14 protein-coding genes are annotated in these 18,072 nt (G+C 51.4%); all 14 read right to left on the bottom strand.

The genetic code is table 11. The features are described from left to right. Positions 1 to 17: 17 nt before the first annotated feature. Entirely contained in the window at positions 18 to 1,334 is a 1,317-nt protein-coding gene (locus GON22_RS08440) for an opine metallophore biosynthesis dehydrogenase (RefSeq protein ID WP_160395677.1), read from the bottom strand. Beyond that, complete coding sequence (locus GON22_RS08435; RefSeq protein ID WP_160395676.1) at positions 1,321 to 2,169, bottom strand: SAM-dependent methyltransferase; 849 nt, start codon at positions 2,167 to 2,169, stop codon at positions 1,321 to 1,323. The genes GON22_RS08440 and GON22_RS08435 overlap by 14 nt, the downstream gene beginning before the upstream one ends. A 27-nt stretch (positions 2,170 to 2,196) precedes the next feature. Beyond that, positions 2,197 to 3,030, bottom strand: coding sequence for a diaminopimelate epimerase (locus tag GON22_RS08430; RefSeq protein ID WP_160395675.1), 834 nt, complete (start codon positions 3,028 to 3,030; stop codon positions 2,197 to 2,199). A 138-nt stretch (positions 3,031 to 3,168) separates the two neighbouring features. After that, entirely contained in the window at positions 3,169 to 3,435 is a 267-nt protein-coding gene (locus GON22_RS08425; protein WP_160395674.1) for a tetratricopeptide repeat protein, read from the bottom strand. A 141-nt stretch (positions 3,436 to 3,576) separates the two neighbouring features. Further along, a complete protein-coding gene (locus GON22_RS08420) occupies positions 3,577 to 5,373 on the bottom strand; it encodes a 4-alpha-glucanotransferase (RefSeq protein WP_160395673.1) in 1,797 nt (598 codons plus the stop codon). Continuing rightward, a complete protein-coding gene (locus tag GON22_RS08415; RefSeq protein ID WP_160395672.1) occupies positions 5,370 to 7,196 on the bottom strand; it encodes a 4-alpha-glucanotransferase in 1,827 nt (608 codons plus the stop codon). Before GON22_RS08415 ends, GON22_RS08420 begins: the two co-directional genes overlap by 4 nt. Further along, a complete protein-coding gene (locus GON22_RS08410) occupies positions 7,180 to 8,514 on the bottom strand; it encodes an HAD-IIIA family hydrolase (protein ID WP_160395671.1) in 1,335 nt (444 codons plus the stop codon). The genes GON22_RS08415 and GON22_RS08410 overlap by 17 nt, the downstream gene beginning before the upstream one ends. Beyond that, positions 8,511 to 9,941 carry a glycogen synthase gene (locus GON22_RS08405; RefSeq protein ID WP_160395670.1) on the bottom strand — a complete coding sequence of 477 codons (1,431 nt, stop codon included), beginning with the start codon at positions 9,939 to 9,941 and terminating at the stop codon, positions 8,511 to 8,513. The genes GON22_RS08410 and GON22_RS08405 overlap by 4 nt, the downstream gene beginning before the upstream one ends. Next, positions 9,938 to 11,428 (bottom strand): glycogen synthase, encoded by a 1,491-nt coding sequence (locus GON22_RS08400; protein ID WP_160395669.1) that lies wholly within the window; start codon positions 11,426 to 11,428, stop codon positions 9,938 to 9,940. Before GON22_RS08400 ends, GON22_RS08405 begins: the two co-directional genes overlap by 4 nt. 11 nt (positions 11,429 to 11,439) lie before the next feature. Further along, positions 11,440 to 13,206 (bottom strand): ABC transporter ATP-binding protein, encoded by a 1,767-nt coding sequence (locus GON22_RS08395; RefSeq protein WP_160395668.1) that lies wholly within the window; start codon positions 13,204 to 13,206, stop codon positions 11,440 to 11,442. Next, positions 13,203 to 14,972, bottom strand: coding sequence for an ABC transporter ATP-binding protein (locus GON22_RS08390; RefSeq protein WP_160395667.1), 1,770 nt, complete (start codon positions 14,970 to 14,972; stop codon positions 13,203 to 13,205). Before GON22_RS08390 ends, GON22_RS08395 begins: the two co-directional genes overlap by 4 nt. Before the next feature lie 105 nt (positions 14,973 to 15,077). Then, positions 15,078 to 16,106 (bottom strand): GHMP family kinase ATP-binding protein, encoded by a 1,029-nt coding sequence (locus GON22_RS08385; protein ID WP_160395666.1) that lies wholly within the window; start codon positions 16,104 to 16,106, stop codon positions 15,078 to 15,080. Further along, on the bottom strand, positions 16,103 to 16,708 hold the full coding sequence (locus GON22_RS08380; RefSeq protein WP_160395665.1) for an SIS domain-containing protein: 606 nt from the start codon (positions 16,706 to 16,708) through the stop codon (positions 16,103 to 16,105). Before GON22_RS08380 ends, GON22_RS08385 begins: the two co-directional genes overlap by 4 nt. Before the next feature lie 349 nt (positions 16,709 to 17,057). Further along, positions 17,058 to 17,969, bottom strand: a complete 912-nt coding sequence (locus GON22_RS08375; RefSeq protein ID WP_160395664.1) for an alpha/beta hydrolase — start codon at positions 17,967 to 17,969, stop codon at positions 17,058 to 17,060. Between the last annotated feature and the right edge of the window lie 103 nt (positions 17,970 to 18,072).

Raw genomic sequence — 18,072 nt, 5'->3', positions numbered from 1 at the left:
CCTCATTCGAGCATTTATTAATGGGCCGTATTCGGTTGCAGCATGGCTCCGATGTCGCTGCATATCCGTTCCAAATCATCTTCGAAGCTCTGTACAGTGAAGGCGTCCGATAAACGTTCGTCCTGATGGGCTTCAGCAAATTGCACGATTGCCCCTTCGTATGCTGCAATGAACTTATCGATAGTCGGGCAGGCCGAATCTACGAATCTAGCGATGCCCTGTATAATTTTGATCCGGTAATAATCCTCCTTCGGCATTCGCGGCATTTCCCAAGCGCCATCACTGTTCCTATTTATTTGGCGAATCGGGACAGCCGAGAAATCGAAGTATTTCCCCTCCTCATCCGGCGTCGAGAACGGATCAATTAGTAGGGACGCGTATCGGATATATAGCAAATAGGCTTGGTGAATGGGATTTCGATGAACGAATTGCTCAATATCTTCGCGCGACAAGCTTTCCTCCCGCACCGGATAGTTGTCATCGGTCATGAACTGAAGAAGATTCAGCCCCGTTGCCTTCAGCTTGCCGAATAGGCTCGTCATTTCTTTCCACGCAGCCAGCATGTCGTGAATGGCATTCTGTGTAATGGGTCCTTCGGGAAACAGCTTGTAGACGTATTTCTTAACTGCTGCTTCTCCGCAAATGATAGATAATGAATAGTCATTCATGAACAAGGGAGGGTGGACATACAGCGATATATTTCTCATCTCCGCCTCGAGAGGGGCAGGCATGGTTGCCAGCGTGATGCCTAGCCGGCCATACATAGCGCAAAGCTTCTGCACGTTACAGGAAGAACCGCGGTTTGAGCCAATGAACACCTTGCGTTTCAAGCCAGCCGTGATGACTTGATTGGAAGGGATGCCGTTTATCCAGCGCGTATCGCCGAGGTAGGTAGAGAAACTAATAACTTCCGCGTTTGATTGCATGCTGTTCATGTAATGCCGAACCAAGCTGTTCGAGCCTACCGTCGGGGACAACAATACGATGCACTTTACTTTTTTTAATACTGGCTCCGCGATTTGGTTCAAAACCTCAATGTAAGCGTCCGTCGTAACCGCCAGTAACACGGTATCCCATTCCCCTTCAATCGTCCCATATCCGTGAAAAATATGATCGATATCGCAATCCCCTGCTATCCGGCGATGCGCTTCATTTTGCACGCTTGCGCTGATTCGCCCGTTGCTTTGCTTAAGTGCCGAGAAAAAGCTCGAAGAACGCACCGACTCCCGTCCGGCAATTCCGATGCAGCAATTCAGAGATTGCTTTAGCATGACAGCCATTTGAATCGAAGCGGGACCTGTACCGGCCAGCAAAATGCGATTAAACCCGCTCATATAAACCTCTTTCGCTATCCGTTTGTTGCCCTGTTTTCCGATACAAGGCGATATCGAACACTTGGCGAGGGCGAGCGATCGTTTCCACAAGCGTCCATTGCCGCCTGTTCACTTCCTGCTTTGGATAGTTAAACAATGATTTCAGCCCATCACCGAATCTCATTGCCACGATTACGTTATCGTTCGTTAATCCATGCAACTGTTCGAGCAGGCCATATTTATTCGAAACCGTCGAGCTGAAAATGATATGGGTGACGTCCTGCATCCCGTCCAGCTCGTTAATAAACGTTTGCTCCAGCTGGATATTCAATCCTTTGCCCAATCGATCGATCACGCTTCGCCCTAGATGTATCGCCTCTTCATCGATATCGATGCCAATCACCGTCGCACTTGTTCGCTTAGCGATGTACAGCGGCGTCATCGGGAATGAACCCGAGCCGATCAATAGCACCTTAGAATCCGCAGACAACTGGAAATTGCCGAATTCCTCTTCAATGCACGACTCGATATTTTTGAAGTAGCCCGCGCTCTCTTCCTCTCCGCTCAGCAGCTTTATCGCACGGTATTTTTCCATAATTGCAACGCACCTTGCGGATGATTGCCTTAAATCTATTGCCAAATTAGATAAATCGGCAGTTGCTGGCCCCTCATCGAGCTGCTCAAGCTGCTTCCACGCATGCTTATTCGCTTCATCCGTTATGAACGCCGAATAAGCACCGATAATCGCCTCTAGCTCAGCGCTGCAATGAATGGTTCCATCATAACGATCCGCCAAGTCCACGAACCGCTGATGAAAGCCGGTTAAATTGCGATGAAATTGATCGGTTGCTAGCATTTGCTTCACTCCCCTTCACGATAGTGGCTAAACCGCAATAAAAGCTTTGCCTCGTGCGACGATTTCAACTGTCGCTTCAATTGCCAAGGCTGTTACCTGTTCATTTTCCCAAGCAGCATTTACATGAATCATGCCGCCTGGCTGCTTGATTGGCTCAGCGATTGCTGCATGGTTTTTCCATGACAGGTAAGCGCCGAGCGACGCTGTTCCTGATCCGCACCCTCGTTCCCAAACCATGCTGTCTAACGAAGGGACATAAATGAGGGGCGCCATTTCACTCGAATGTGGCTTATACAGCAAGATGCCGATTAAGTTAGCGCCTATCGTAACACCGAGCAGCTTGGCCAAAGCCTGCGCTTTAGTTCTCACCTGCTGATCGAATTGGTCCACCTCGATGACGATATGAAAAAATTCAGAGTACCTTACAAACACGAGATTTAACTCATCGCCTTCAAACATTACCGTCTTCTGCTCGATCTTGTTCGGAATCGGCATGGCCAGCTGGCAAGCATACCCTTCTTGTCGCCTCGTAACTTGGCAGCTTACAAAATGCTCGATTCCCGAAGTTTCAAGCCTAATCTCCGTTGATCCATTGCCAGTTAGCCCATTCTCAGACGCGACTAATGCTGCCAGCGCCAAGCATGCATTCCCGCAAAACTCGCCGCCAGCCATTTGCAAATAGGCAGCTGTCCCTCGTTTTCTCGGTTTCTCGATAAATCCAACTTGTTCGGCATACACATGGTCATAAGCCATCAATGTCGCTGCAATGTGCTTATACTCTTCGGTCGGATGATCGGTCTTCACTAGAATGGTCATGTTTTGCGTGGGATTGAATTTAATAAAATCAACTTCCCGCTGCATGCCAACTTCACTCCCTTCTGTATGGTGTGGGTTGCTTATTTCGTCTTAATATGTAATTATTACGATTAAGACCCGAGAAGAATCATACCATATTTTTGAATCGCGTCAACCCATAATTTCCATTGGCTAGTGAATCAGTTACTCAAGCTGTTTCAACTTCAGAAACTTACGGTCATAGCTGCTTCTAGCTAATAACTGTCCATACACGGTTCGGGCTCTCTCCATTTTCCCTGCTTTCACATAGGCCATTACGACATTACGGAAACTTGAATCATAGGAGAAGTTGTACGTCTCTGACAGCGCAATAGCTTGATCAAAATAACCAATTGCCCGCTCATAATCCTTGCTGCGATAGTGCATGAGGCCTAACACTAGAATCACGATTACAATAAGCATTTTAAGCATGTCTTGTTATTCGCCTCCATAAGAAAAATAGGGCAAAGAAGGAGTCTCCTTCTTCACCCAAATGGACGGTTTTGCCTTTCCATTCGCTTTCTAATCGAGCTAGCCTTTTGCTTCGATGCCGCACTTGCTCTAGCTCTTGCTCTAGCGCTCCACCTTGCTCACTTGCCCAGCTTCAACAATCTGTTTCGCTTCCGCTACAACTGCTTCCTCCAACAGCTTCTCTAGCGGAATCGGAATCGTCAGCGACCAGTCCTTCACGTCTGCGATGCCAGGACGGCTAATGCGCATCTCGGCAGCCGCTTCCTTCTCGACAAGGCCGAGCACTGCGAGCCAATCGATAATGGAATGGGCACAAAATACAGCGTTCGAACGCATCGCGCCGATCATGGCCGCTTGCAGCATGCGGCGGCTATCCGTCTCCGATGGTTCAGCAATTCCTGCCAGCACCTCGTTAACCAACTGCTCTCGCTCTTGGAATGTACAATAGTAACGATGGATCAGTCCCGCGACTTGGAAGGCATGCCGCTGAATGCGTTCAAGCATAACGTCCACCGTATCAACATCATCCCGCCAACGCAGCTTGCCAATTGCAGAGCGTTCCAGATTGAATAATTTGTCCCGAACCGTCTCATAATGCAGGTCGAGATAACCGCAATATTCCCGGAACCAGCTCTCTTCTACCGTTCCTGCCTCATTCTCCCACCAATCGGTCCAGCAGGAGGTGTCATGATTGGACAAGGTGATCATCGTCAATTCGTCGTAATCTTTCAGCGCCTTAAACTTGCATGTACCGTCGTAATCCTTTTCCCATCGCTGAAAGTTAATGATCGGTATGCCTAAATCACGAACGGCCGGCGTGAAGAAAGTTGTGAACGGCCCGAGATTTTCGGCGCACAAGGCCATCGAGGTTCCCAGTTGCATAGCCGCCAGCATTGCTCTGCCTTGTTCCTCCCATTCCGAATAAGTGGAAGGCTCGTATCGCCCGTTCAAGCCGAGCGTTTCCCATGGCTCGTTCGTTGGAATGCTCCACACTCGGAAGAAGGACGAAATATGGTCGATACGCAAAATATGAAAGAAGTTTTCCTGATACGCCACTCGCCTAGTCAAAAAACGATAGCCATCCTCTTGCATCCGCTTCCAATTATAGACGGGCTGATCATCCCAACGTTGCCCTCGCGGGCTTCCCGGTTCAGGCGGCAAACCTGGACAACGGTCCAATTGGAACATGTCTCGGCTTGCCCACGTATCGACGCTGTCGCTCATCACGATATAGAAGAAGTCGCCCATTAAGCTGACGTTACGGGATTCAGCGTACGCTTTCGCCTCCCTAAACTGCTCGAACAGCTGCCATTGCAGCCACTTGAAGAAACGAATCTTCTTCGCATGCTTGCGTTCGAAGTCGGCTAACGCTGCGGGATGGCGATCCCTGAGCGGTTCATCCCATGTTTCCCAGCGGTCCTCGGAATGCTCACGCTTAATGGTCTTATAGAGTGCATATTCATGTAGCCACTCTTCCTGTTCGAGCACGAATGTATAATACGCTTGCGGCAACGGATCCTCAATCGCAGCATACAGCTCATAGAGCCATCTTAACTTCTCTCCCTTCACGGCGTAATCGACATAGCCTTGGCCAGCAGGATAATGCCGCCTAATCGCTGCCGCTGCAAATTCAGCCACATGCTGATCGACGCCGATCAGCCGCTCCATCGCAATATATTGCGGTTCTAACGCAAATAAACTCGAAGGCGCGTAGACCGAAGTCAAGCGATCGTTCATCGGAAGCAATTGAATTATGGACTGGCCCGTTAAGGCGCACCAATCGACGACCCGCTTCAAATCCTCGAAATCGCCGACGCCAGCGCTTCGTGCCGAATGAACGGAAAACAAAGGCGCGAACACCCCTGTTTTCCTCTCTAATGGTTTTCTTGCTTTACTCATGTAGCCGCCACCGCCCCAATGATTTGCTGTATCTGGCTGCAATGCTTCTCTTCCAATAAGGCTTCTAACGGGATAGGAAGCGCTAGTGTCCAATTGCGGCCTCTCTCGGTCCCCGGACGATTCAGCCTATAATTATCGTAATCGCCTCCGATGATTTCAAGCATACAGAGGTAGTCCAGCATCGAGACAATCGACCATACCGCGTTGGAGGAAATGATGAGTTCGATCGCTTTCTGAACGATTTCCCGATCCGCCTTTTCCCGCATCGGCCCATGGAGCTTCATCTGTGCCCAGAGCTTTTCTTTCTCCCCATAGCTGTTGCGGTATTCATGAATGAAATCCCCGATCCGCTCGATCGGCAATCCGGCTAGCTCAGCAAGCTTTTTCGGAGTGGACACCGTATCTCGCCAACGCAATTTGCCTGCTGAGGAGCGTTTCGCGTCGAACAGCCGATGCCGAATCCGCGTGACATCAAGCTGATGCTGCTGGCAGAACCCTTCGAGCTTCGAAGCGTCAATCGTCCCTGCTTCACGTTCCCACCAATCCGCCCACAATGACGTATCATGATTAGATAAAGTGAAAATCGTTACGGGATCTAGCTCGCTTGGAGGAATGAAATCATGCCGGACATCCCAATCCTTGTCCCATCGTTGAAAATTAATCGGCGGTACGCCTAGCGCCCGAATGACTGGCGTATAGGACAGGCATGCCGGGGACAGATTTTCTGCACAGAGCAGCATGCGGGTGAAGCCCTGTAATTTAGCCAGCGCTTCCCGTCCACGCTGTGAGAAATCGCCGGACGAATCCGGGTAATAAAAGCCCGGCACGCCTTGCAGTTCATCCGGCGCCGTTCTTGGGATGTACCACATTTTGAACAGGGCAGAAACCGTATCCAATCGGGCAATGTTATAAAAATGCTCGCAATACTGCAGGCGCCGTTCCATCAGCCCGCCCGCTTCCGTAACCGTATCCCAATGGTACACCGGCTGGTCTCCCCATCGTTGCCCTTGCATATGTGCAGGCTCCGGCGGCAGGCCGGGAACCAGATCAAGCCAGAAGCATTCCCTCCGCTTCCACACATCCGCACTATCGCGGGAGACGATATAGAACAAATCGCCCATGAGATGAACCCCAAGCGAATTGGCGTACTGTTTGGCGGCCTTGAGTTGCTCGTACAGCTGCCACTGCAGCCACTTTATGAACTGAACTCTCGTTTCGTTCGCTAATGCAAACGCCCCAAGCGCCGCTGGCACTGCGTCTCGATAAGCGGGCTCCCAATTTTCCCAGCTATCAGGCGAATAATCGTATTTCAACGCCGTATACAGCGCATAGCCGTCAAGCCAATCGCTGTTCTCTGCTGCGAAGTCACGGTACGCCTTGTGATCAACTGCATCGCCTAGCCCCAGCCTCGAAAAGACGGCATAAAGCAAATCGAGCTTCGCCTGCTTAATATCGTAATCGATGCAGCCCAGCCCAGTTGGAAACCTGCTGCGGATCGCTTTGATCTCAGCCTTCAGCTCGCTTGGCGGCACGCCGATAAGCCGATCAAGCGCCGTGTACATCGGATCAAGCGCGAATAAGCTAAACGTTGAATAAGGCGAATGATAATAATCGTTTAAAGGCAGCAGCTGCAAAATGGTATGCCCCGTTCGTGCGCACCAGTCCGCCGCTAGCTTCAAATCTTCGAAATCGCCTATGCCTGCACTGCGGCTGGAATAGAGGCTGGACAACGGCATGAGCACACCTACTCGTTGCTCCGTGCCGATTCGTTTCCACTGTTCCGCTGCATTCGTCTGCAATAGCCTACTAGCTGTGCTGGGCATATTCACTCTCGCTCCTTGGCCCAAACGCGCCTGACAAGATGCCGTCGACTGCCTCCAGCAAATGCTGGGCGGTGTAGTCCGGCGCGATCGCATACTTGTTGTCCGAGCCGCCAAGCCCAGTCCCTAGCAAAACGGTCGTCGTTTGCGCATTGAACCCCGTTTGAATGTCTACCGTAGTGTCGCCAATGAAATATGAGGCTGACAAATCGATATTGTAACGGCTGGCTGCCTGCATGAGCATGCCGATATCCGGCTTCCGGCAGCTGCAAGCGACTTTGTACGCTATATTTTCCTCCGGATAGCCCCGGTCTGGATGATGCGGGCAATACAATATATCGTCCACATACGCACCTTCATTGCCGAGCAGCGTCTCCATCCGGTCGTGGATGTGCTCCACCTCTTCCTCTGTGCACATGTTGCGGGCAACGACGGGCTGATTCGTAATGACGATGCATAGGAACGGCGAATCATTAATTCGCTTTAATGCATCAACAACGAAGTGTTCCAGCTCCAGCTCGTCCGGATGGGACACGAGCCCGGCATAACGGTTAATCGTGCCGTCGCGGTCCAGGAAAATTGCCCTCTGCTTCTGGGACAAGTTTTTGGCATGCACGACGCCTTGCGCCATATGCGCTTGCACCTTGTCGAATCGGTCAGGCGTCCCCATATCCTTCATGTATTCCGTCGTTTTGTAAGCGCCGATTGCACCCTCCTTAATCAGGCGCGTCAACACATCTTTCTCTAAGTCCTGCTTCGTGTCCGGCGCAATATGGTCAATGATGCTGCTGCGCAGTACGAACAAACCTGCGTTCACGCAATTGCGGTAATCGAACGAACGCGCTTCGTTTTTCGGGTATATGGCTTGCACAGCACCATCGACGCCAACCTTCAGCACATCGCTATCGTACGGGTGATTATTCGGATGAACCGCAAGCGTTCCAAGCCAATGATGCGCATAATGATAGTCAATCATTTTGTACAAATTGACGTCAAATACAACATCGCCATATGCCAGCACAAAGGATTCGCCAAGCGCCTCTTTCATGCCATGCAGCGCGCCGGCCGTCCCAAGCGGACGGTCCTCGCGGATGTATCGGATGCTCACCCCGTATTGCGAGCCGTCGCCCAAATGCTGCTCGATTTGCTCCCCCAGATGCCCGACGACTACCCATATTTCCCTGATTCCGTATCTTGCAAAATTATCGATCTGATGCTCTAACACAGGCTTGCCATGAACAGGGACTAACGGCTTGGGCGTATCAAGGGTGCGTTCCCCTAACCGGGTTCCCTTTCCGCCCGCCATAATGACAGCTTTCATCCATTCAACACCCTCTCATAGACGTCTGCATATTGCTTCGTATACCGGTCCCAGCCGTGATTTTCCCTCATCCCGTTCTGGACGACGGTTCGCCAGCTGTCTGGACGGCGGAACGCTTCTATCGCTTTGCGGATCGTATACACCATCACTTTGGCAAAATAAGGCTTAAACACAAAACCGTTGCCTTCGCCCGTCTGCTCGTTGAACGGTTGAATGCTGTCGCTCAGCCCGCCAACTTGGCGCACGATCGGAACGGCCCCATACCGCAGCGCGATCAATTGCCCAATGCCGCATGGCTCATAGCCGGAAGGCATCAGAAACATGTCGGAGCCCGCATAAGCTTGGTAAGCAAAATCGTTATCATACAACACAAAAGCGAACCGGTCGGGATATCGTAATGCCGCATCGCGGAAATAGTCCTCATAAATATCATCGCCGTTCGAAACGATGACGAATTGAACGTCCATTCGCATGAGATCGTCTAGCGCGTTCACGACCAAATCGAGCCCCTTCTCCGTTTTGAGCCGGGAAAACAACGACAACACCGGAATATCCGCTTGAACTGGAAAACCGAGTGCATGCTGCAAGGCTGCTTTGTTCTGCGCTTTGCCCTCTAAGGAATCTGCATCATACGGCATGATCAGCCGTTTATCCGTTGCAGGATCGTTGATTTCGAGATCAAGCCCACATAAGATGCCGTATAAATGCTCGCTTCGACCTTGAATCGTCTCTTCCAGCGTGGAGCCATATTGCTTCGTTGCGATTTCTTTGGCGTAAGAAGGGCTAACTGTCGTAATGGCGTCAGCGTGCAGAAGGCCGGCTTTCATAAAATTAATTTGATCATAATAATCCGCACCGCTATTCACCCAATCCGCCCAAGCGATATCGAGCAATGCCGCATATTCCCGATCAAAAATGCCCTGGTAGCCAAGGTTGTGTATCGTTAATAGCGTTTGAATGTCGCGGTAGAACGGATCTTCTGCATGCTTCGTTTCCATCAGCATCGGGATGAGCCCGGTATGCCAATCCTGCAGATGGAGCAAATTCGGCTTAAAATCCAATAGAGGAAGTGCAGCCAACACCGCTTTGCAGAAAAATCCGAACCGCTCCGCTTCATCCTCATACCCATACAACTCCGGCCGGCCAAAATAATCAGGAGCATCAATCAAATAGACGGTGATGCCATCGACTTGGCAGGAAACCACTCGGCCAACATACAGCTGGCCCCCTATTGGAATAAACAACTGGGCGATATGCTCTTGCTGCTCGGGATACTCGCGATGGACATTGCGAATGCGCGGAACGATGACCCGCGCGTCCCAGCCAAGCTCGGCGAGCTTCTTAGGCAACGAATAATTGAAAATACCCATCGTGCCCGTGACGAATGGATACATCTGTGAGGTGACGAACAACACATTGCGGCTCATCGGTTATCCTCGCTTCCATGCACGGATGCTGCGACGCCTATGCGGTCTCCGACGAGTTTGCGATAAACGTTCATATAGGCATCGACTGTATCGTCCATATTGTATTGGCGCTTCATCCCGTTTCGGATAAGCTTCTCCCATTGTTCCTTGCTTCTGTAGAGCCCGATAGCCTGCCGAACCGCATGCAGCATTACCTTCTCATTGGCATATTGAAAGGCAAAGCCCGTTGCAGCAGCTGGATTGTCGCCATAAGGAATAACGGTATCTGCCAGCCCGCCGACAGCCCGCACGATTGGCACTGTCCCGTACCGCATCGCGAGCTGCTGCTCGAACCCGCATGGCTCGGAGGCAGACGGCATCAAGAGCATATCTGCGCCAGCGAACAACCGGCGCTTGAGCTTAGCATCGTACGGGAGAAACCGGAATTTCGGCCCATGCGATTGCGCCGCCTCTGTGAAAAACCGCATGAACGGCCCTTCCTCGAATCCGCAGCTTTCCGGTCCAGCATGCAGAACAATCAGCTGCAAATCACTTTTAAGCAAATCATGCAGGCCATATCGCAGCATATCCGCACCTTTCTCGCTGCTGAAAGCTGAATGAAACAGCATAACGGGTACATCTGCCCGTTGAGGCAAGCCCAGCTCTTCTTGAACCGCTGTTTTGTTGGCCTTCTTTCCTGATAGATCGTTGGCACTATAATTTGCAGCAATCTGCCGGTCCGTCGCCGGATCGAACGCATGGTGGTCGATACCGTTTACGATCCCGTACAGCCGCTCCTGCCTATCAGCAATATGCTGCTCCATTGTCATCCCGCACATTTCGGTTGCGAGCTCCCGGGCATATTGCGGGCTTACCGTCGTAATCGCATCTGCATAGCGAATGCCAGCCTGCATGAAATTCAACTGCTCGTAATAATCCAGCCCACATTCTAGAAGATCATCCGTAGACAACCCGGCATACACGCTATTTTCCTGATCGAAAATGCCTTGATTGCCAATCGAGTGGAATGTATACACCGTACGAATCGCTGCATATGCGGCAACCGAACGATATCGGTTCTCCAACAAAAACGGAATAAACGCCGATGGCCAATCCTGGCAATGAATCAAATCCGGCATCATGTCCAGAGCTGGCAGCGCTTGAAGCACTGCCCTGCACCAGAAGAGATAACGCTCTGCGTCATCCCGCTCGCCGAACCGGTTCGTCCGTTCGAAATACGTTGGTGCATCTATCCAATAAAATGGAATGCCGGACCGTTCCGTTCGGCGAATGACGGCTTGAACGTTGCGATAGGGCATCGCCACTTCAAATACGGCCAGTACACGCCCTTCCGCCCCTTCCGCCGTTTCACCGCCCATTCGGTGCAGTGGAGCGATTGCGCCCACCGATAGCCCATTGCCTCGCATCTTGCTCATGAACTGCGCATTGTATGTTTCGATGCCACTCGAATCAACATAGCCCGCAGCAAATAAAATAGCCTTGCTCATCATGCTCCCCCTTAGCCTGCCGCTGCTTGGCATTGAAGCCGGTATAATCGCTCATATAACCCTTTTTGCCGCAAAAGTTCGTTATGGTCCCCCTCTTCAACGACCTGGCCGTGCTCCAGCACGAAGATGTGGTCCGCATGCTCAATCGTCGACAGGCGGTGCGCAATTATGATGACTGTCTGCTCTTTGCGCGTCTCTCTCAGCTTGCGAAGCGCCTCCTCGATCTGCCTCTCCGAGTCCGCATCCAATGCTGAGGTTGGCTCATCCATGAGCAAAATCGGCGCATCCGCTAATAGCGCCCGCGCAATCGCAACCCGCTGCTTCTGGCCGCCAGACAATCGCCCGCCTGCTTCACCGATTTCGGTCGCGTAGCCGTCTGGCTCCTTCGCTATAAAGGCATGCGCATTCGCCGCTGCTGCTGCCCCCTTGATCCGCTCCCGCTTGCCCTCATCCTCAAGGAGATTGCCATAGCTGATATTTTCCTCAAGCGTACCGTCGAATAAATACGCATCTTGGGGCACATAAGCGATCATCTCTCTGATTTGGGCTAAGCTATAGACCGAAGCATCCCTTCCCCAGTAACGTATCGAGCCTTCGGCAGACGGATACAAGCCGAGCAATAGCTTAGCTATCGTGCTTTTGCCGCTGCCGCTTGGGCCAACGAGCGCAATCGTCTGGCCGCTTCGGATCTGAATATTGAGCCCATTCAACACGGGCAACCCATCCGTATATTCAAAACACATCCCGTTCAACTCGATCGCATGTGGCCCGCTTTCCGGCAAACGCTCTGCATACCCTTCTGGCTCCGTTTCCGTATCAAGCAGCTCGAATACCCGGCTCGCGCCCGATAGCACGCGCTGCACATCATTCATGAGATTGCCCGCTGACACGAATAGAAACCCAATGTTGCCTTGCAGTTTCACGAACGCCATGACGGTGCCAAAGTCCGTGCCTTTGTTGAGCGCCATCACGCCTCCGATAATGACAATGCCGACGAAGCTGAGGCTCCCCATAATGGAATTGACGACATCAAGCACCGCGTATTTGCGGACGCGCTTAATGCTAAGATTCGCTACGTTCGCATTGGTGTCATCGTATTTGCGGATAATGATACGGTCGAGTGCGAACATTTTGACGATAGGCATGCCAGCCAATACATCAGACAGCGCCTGCGTCATTTTGCCCGCGCCGCGCTGAATGTCATCGTTGATCCTTCGGAATGACCCGGCAAAAGCTGTGTTCAACAAGAACGTGACGATGCCAAGCCCAATGGCGAACAGTGCGATCTGTACATTCAAAGCAAACATGGCGATCATCGCGCCAACGCCGACGACGATGGCATACACGAGCCCGCCAAGCGAATCCGCATACAAATGCTCGACGGTATTCAGATCGTTCGTCAATCGGGATAACAGCTCGCCGCTATGCGTTTTCTCGAATCGGGATAAAGGCAGCTTCTCCACATGTCGGAACGCCTGCTGCCGAATGTCGGTCATCGTATACCGGATGCAGGTATTGTACCGATAGGTTAAGAACGTGCATGCAAAGCTTGAAACGGCTAATATGCCAACTGCAGAAGCTACCGAGCGTATGAGCATCGCGCCATCCCCTTGAACAGCCGCATTGACGATGTCCTTGTACATAAATGCCATCAAGATATTCAAGCCGATGGCAGCAATCGCGTTATTGCCTACAATTCCGATGCCATAATCCCATGCGCGAGGCTTCATATAGGCCATCACTCGCACGAATTCCTTCCAATATTGCGTAATGATCATACAGCCTCTCCCACCTCGGTTCCCGCTTGCTGCCGCTTGCACATCTCGCTATACCAATCATTGCGCGCCGTAAGCTCCCGATGGGTTCCGCGATCCGCCACTTTTCCTTCCGCCATGACAATAATCTCATCTGCTTCTCGAATCGTAGACAGCCGATGCGCGATAACGAGCACCGTTCGGCTATGAACGAGCTGTTCCAGCACGGCTTGCACCTCAGCCTCGGCCTGGGCGTCCAACGCAGAGGTCGGCTCATCCAGCACAAGAATCGGCGCATTCTTCAACAATGCGCGCGCGATTGCAATTCGCTGGCGCTGTCCGCCCGACAAAGAGGCTCCGCGTTCGCCCACGATCGTGTCATACCCATCGGGCCAAGCTTGAATAAAGCCGTCAGCGTTTGCCATTCGGGCTGCTTCTAGCACTTCTTCTCTAGTCGCACTTAAATTGCCGTAAGCAATGTTGTCGTAGACAGAGCCCGGGAACAAATAGGAAAATTGCGAAACGACTGCGATTTGCGCACGCGCTTCCTTGATATCCCAACGCTTAAGCTCTCCGCCATACAAGGCAATCGAGCCCTCGTACCGCTCATCGAAGCCGCATAACAGCTTAACGATTGTGCTTTTGCCGCAGCCGCTTGGCCCTACGATTGCAGTCATTGCATTTGGCTTAAACTCCGCGCCAAACTCGTGCAACACAAGCTCCCGTTCCTCATAGCCGAAGCGAACGCCGTCGAATCGGACTGGCACAGCTGCATCTTCCAGTGCGTACACTTCGCCCCCGCTTCGCTCCTCCGGCTCATCAACCAGCTCTACAACTCGCTTTGCCGACTCCAATGTAACCCTAACGTTCACAATTAGGCCCGGCAGGCCGGATAATGGTCCCGTCACAAAACCGAGCAAATACGTAAAGGTCAGCAGCTCCCCCGGCGTCAGCTGGCCCGTCGTCGTCAAATATCCGCCGTACAGCACACAGCTCATCTGCGGCGCCACCTGCAGCACCATCGATACCGGCGCAATAAAGAGGCATCGCCAATCGGTTTTCCGTTGAAGATCGCGGATGCGCTCCGTTACGCTTTGCATTTTGGCAAATAATACGGGCTCCAGCCGATAAGCTTTCACCGTTACGATGCCCGCAGTCGCGTCCTGAATGACGGCGTTATAATCTGCGAAGCTTCTCTGCAGCTGAATCGCATATTTGCTGATGGCTTTGCCCAACTTGCGTGATGCGAACATCGCAGCAGGCAGCAGGATCATGCTGGCGAGCAGCAACTTCCAATTGAAAATAAGGAGATAAGACATGACGCCGATAATAACGAGCGGCGAGTAGATCAAATTAACGAGCTGCCATTCGGCAAACCCTGCAATCGAGCCGACATCGTTATTCAATCGGGCAACGATATCGCCAGAATGCGAATGGTCCAAGTACGCAGAGGGAAGCCGGCCTAACCGGTAAGCCAATTGGCGCCGAATATCTTGCACAATTCGGATGCCCAGATGCCCCGAGAAATATTTGATCGCATAGCGGAACGCACAGCCAGCCAACAAAATGACGATGATGGCGGCAACCGCCATCTGAAACCCGCTCTTGTCGCCTGCAAGCGCTTGGTCCACGACATCCTTCAAATACCGGGCTTGAATCAGATCGAAAAACGTGCCGCATACCGCTCCAAGAAAACAAATTGCGATTTCAAAAGGGTAAGGCTTGCATAAGGAGAGGATATATGCCAGTACACGCCTCGTTTTTACTGCACTTTTGACCTCATCGTCCATTTCGCTTTCCTTTCCGCAGCTACCGCTGTCCCACAGCAGTGCCTATAAACGAACATCCGGCGACGGGCATAGCTGCCTGCTGCCGGATGGCCGATGCTGCGATTGTTAACCAACTGTTGCAAGCGCGTCTGCTTCCTGATATTGCAAAAATCCGCTGGTGTCGTTCAGGTTAAGAATAATGCGGCTGCCATATGCATCGAACGCGACTGGCAATTCCTTATAATCCTTAAGCGCCTTGCGGACAGCCTGCTGCTTGTCCGGCGGGCACACGAACAAGAAAAACCCGCCGCCGCCAGCACCAAGCAGCTTGCCCCCATACGCTCCGGCAAGTTTGCCTAGATCGTAAATTCGGTTAATTTCCTCGTTATGGATCTTGTCTGACAGCTGCTTCTTGCTCTCCCAGTTCCGGTCGAGCAGCTCGCCAATTAACGGGATATCGCAGTTAGCAAGACTGCCTTTGCCTTGCTGGGACAGCTCCTTCAACGCATGCAGATGATCGAGATTGCCGCTAGTCTTCGCCTTCTGGTCACCTAGAACAGCCGATGCCCTGCGTGTGATGCCCGTGTAGAACATCAATACGTTGCGCTGCAGCATGCGAGCCTGCTCTAGCGACAAGCCTAGCGATTCGACGTCCACCTTGCCATCTGGCTGAAACACATATTGCTTGAAGCCGCCGAATGCAGCGGCATATTGGTCCTGCTTGCCGATCGGCTCTCCCAGCCGGTCAATCTCGATATGGCATGCCAGCTCGGCTAATTCATGCGCATTTTTCGGCTGGCCCTGGTAAGCGAACAATGCATTGAGCAGCCCTACCGTGAACGTACTGGATGAGCCAAGGCCGCTGCCTTGCGAAGGGATGTCAGCAACGCTCGTTATTTCGATCCCTTTCGTAATGCCAGCGATTTGAAGCGCTTCCCGGAAAATCGGATGCTGAATATCACAGACGTTACGCACTTGCTCCCGCTCAGCGTAATTCAACACGATATCGTCGTCACAGCGGCGTTTTACGGTGACATAAACATACTTATCAATCGTCACGCTAGTGACCGCCCCGCTGTGCAACTCGTAATAATCCCTCAGATCCGTCCCGCCGCCGAAGAAGCTGACGCGCAGCGGCGTCTGGCTAATAATCATGCCTGGCACCTCTCCAGATACTCTTTCAAAATGCCCATCATAAGATGGTCCATGATCATATGGACATCCTCTACCTTTTGCATATCGTGAATCGGGACGTGGATCGAGCAATCGGCCAGCTGTTTGACTTTTCCGCCATCATAGCCGACCAATCCGATCGTTTCCGCTCCGACTGAATTCGCATATTCGATTGCCGCTACGACGTTTTTCGAATTGCCGCTGCCCGAGATGCCGATTACCACGTCATTTGGCGTCAACAGGTTTTCGAGCTGGATTTTGAAAATATGCTCATAACCGATGTCATTGGCAATTGCCATAACAGTAGACACGCTGTCGTTCAAGCAGTAAAAACGGAATTTGGTGCGTAAGTTTTCGCTAGTGCCTTTGTTAAAATCGTTCACGAAATGCGACGCCGTTGAAGCGCTTCCACCATTGCCGAAAATATAAATAAAGCCCTGTCGCTTGTTAGCCTCCACCAATTTTCCCATCACTGTATTGATCTCGTCCAAATCCATTTGGTCAAGCACAGCCTTCAAACCGTCCAAATACCCGTTAATATCTACCCGAAAATCCAATACTGTTTGTTCCGCCAATTCACTCATCTCTAAACGCCCCTCTCGTTATTGGTCTTGCCGATCTTTCGTATGCTTCTAGCGTTGCTTCGTTTACGAATTGATTCACCATGTTCCACAAATTACGCAAACGTTTGCACAAACACCTCCTCTAACCGTTCTATTCGAGCAAGCAGACTGCTGCTGCGAATAAACGATTCATTGCGATAAGTTTATCGTTATTTCGATTCGGATTCTATCACCGGTCTCCATCTTTTGTCAAAGAAAATAAAATAATAGATAATTAACTAACGATACCTAAAATGAGACTATTATCCTATTCGTTTAACGAGTAAATTGTCGAATCACCTACGCATTACCCTTGTAATCATGTGCGTGGTTATCGTGCTTTCGCATAAAATAAGAGGTAATTGTCCAACTGGCTCGACCAATAATTAATGTCATGGCCGCCGTCTGATAAATGCCATTCCACCTTATAACCGCCCGCTTTCAGCGCGTCATATAGCTTCTCGTCCTTCTCAGCCAAATCATCGGAATCGCCTGCGTCTAAATACACTTCCAGCTCCTGCTCAGGCAGGGGCTTGTTGCTTGCCATCAAGATCGGGTCGCGAAGCTGTCGTAGTTCTTCGGTTGGATACAGCCAATCCCTCTGTCCCGTATACAGGTCCGTACCCGTATAATCCCACAATGCTGCGCTATGCCCTCCAGCTTTGCTATAATCCTCGGAATGTGCCATTGCCAAGTAAAGCGCTGCGTAACCGCCCATTGAGAATCCGCCGATATAACGGTTTTCGCGTGAAGCATTGGTGCGGTAATGGCTATCCATATAAGCTACAAGCTCCTCGTTCAAATAAGTTTCATATAAACCTTCATCCACATCGCCTTGATTGACGCCTTGTCCCGGAATCGAATTGATGCCGAAGCTGCGGGCAATATCCGGGCTTACGATGATGATTGGCTTCAGCTTCCCTTCATTGATCAGCCGATCAGCAGCCCCATCTAGGTCCAGCCAATCAAACCACGTGCTCGCGTTCCCTCCATACCCATGAAGCATATACAGAACAGGATACTGCTGATTTTCAGCATAACCTGGCGGCAAATAGACGTCGACCGCCATCTCCCGGCCAAGAGACTTGCTGTCCACTTGAATATGCTCGATGTTGGGGGCCGCGTTGTTTTGCGTTTCACCTGTTGTTTGCCCAGACGAACCGTTCAGCGCTTCCTCGCTTGGTGACGAACATCCCACACATAGTGTGCTTAGCAGCAATGACCCTATGAATGCTTTCCTCATCTCATAATCCCTCCTAAAGTTTCGTTATCATAATGTGGATATTATACCCAAATGAAGGAAGTGTAAAGGCTTACATGAATATTGAGCCTGCCACATGCGCATT

It is taken from the genome of Paenibacillus sp. MMS18-CY102 (genome assembly GCF_009789195.1).
In the GTDB taxonomy this organism is placed as follows: domain Bacteria; phylum Bacillota; class Bacilli; order Paenibacillales; family Paenibacillaceae; genus Paenibacillus_T.
The sequence above is the reverse complement of the archived record's forward strand: the minus strand, read 5'-3'. Positions and strand labels throughout refer to the sequence as shown.

Bases quoted from the DNA above. Each gene is read 5' to 3' on its own strand.
- GON22_RS08440 (WP_160395677.1), bottom strand. From the start codon at position 1,334: ATGAGCGGGTTTAATCGCATTTTGCTGGCCGGTACAGGTCCCGCTTCG.
- GON22_RS08435 (WP_160395676.1), bottom strand. From the start codon at position 2,169: ATGCTAGCAACCGATCAATTTCATCGCAATTTAACCGGCTTTCATCAG.
- GON22_RS08430 (WP_160395675.1), bottom strand. From the start codon at position 3,030: ATGCAGCGGGAAGTTGATTTTATTAAATTCAATCCCACGCAAAACATG.
- GON22_RS08425 (WP_160395674.1), bottom strand. From the start codon at position 3,435: ATGCTTAAAATGCTTATTGTAATCGTGATTCTAGTGTTAGGCCTCATG.
- GON22_RS08420 (WP_160395673.1), bottom strand. From the start codon at position 5,373: ATGAGTAAAGCAAGAAAACCATTAGAGAGGAAAACAGGGGTGTTCGCG.
- GON22_RS08415 (WP_160395672.1), bottom strand. From the start codon at position 7,196: ATGCCCAGCACAGCTAGTAGGCTATTGCAGACGAATGCAGCGGAACAG.
- GON22_RS08410 (WP_160395671.1), bottom strand. From the start codon at position 8,514: ATGAAAGCTGTCATTATGGCGGGCGGAAAGGGAACCCGGTTAGGGGAA.
- GON22_RS08405 (WP_160395670.1), bottom strand. From the start codon at position 9,941: ATGAGCCGCAATGTGTTGTTCGTCACCTCACAGATGTATCCATTCGTC.
- GON22_RS08400 (WP_160395669.1), bottom strand. From the start codon at position 11,428: ATGAGCAAGGCTATTTTATTTGCTGCGGGCTATGTTGATTCGAGTGGC.
- GON22_RS08395 (WP_160395668.1), bottom strand. From the start codon at position 13,206: ATGATCATTACGCAATATTGGAAGGAATTCGTGCGAGTGATGGCCTAT.
- GON22_RS08390 (WP_160395667.1), bottom strand. From the start codon at position 14,972: ATGGACGATGAGGTCAAAAGTGCAGTAAAAACGAGGCGTGTACTGGCA.
- GON22_RS08385 (WP_160395666.1), bottom strand. From the start codon at position 16,106: ATGATTATTAGCCAGACGCCGCTGCGCGTCAGCTTCTTCGGCGGCGGG.
- GON22_RS08380 (WP_160395665.1), bottom strand. From the start codon at position 16,708: ATGAGTGAATTGGCGGAACAAACAGTATTGGATTTTCGGGTAGATATT.
- GON22_RS08375 (WP_160395664.1), bottom strand. From the start codon at position 17,969: ATGAGGAAAGCATTCATAGGGTCATTGCTGCTAAGCACACTATGTGTG.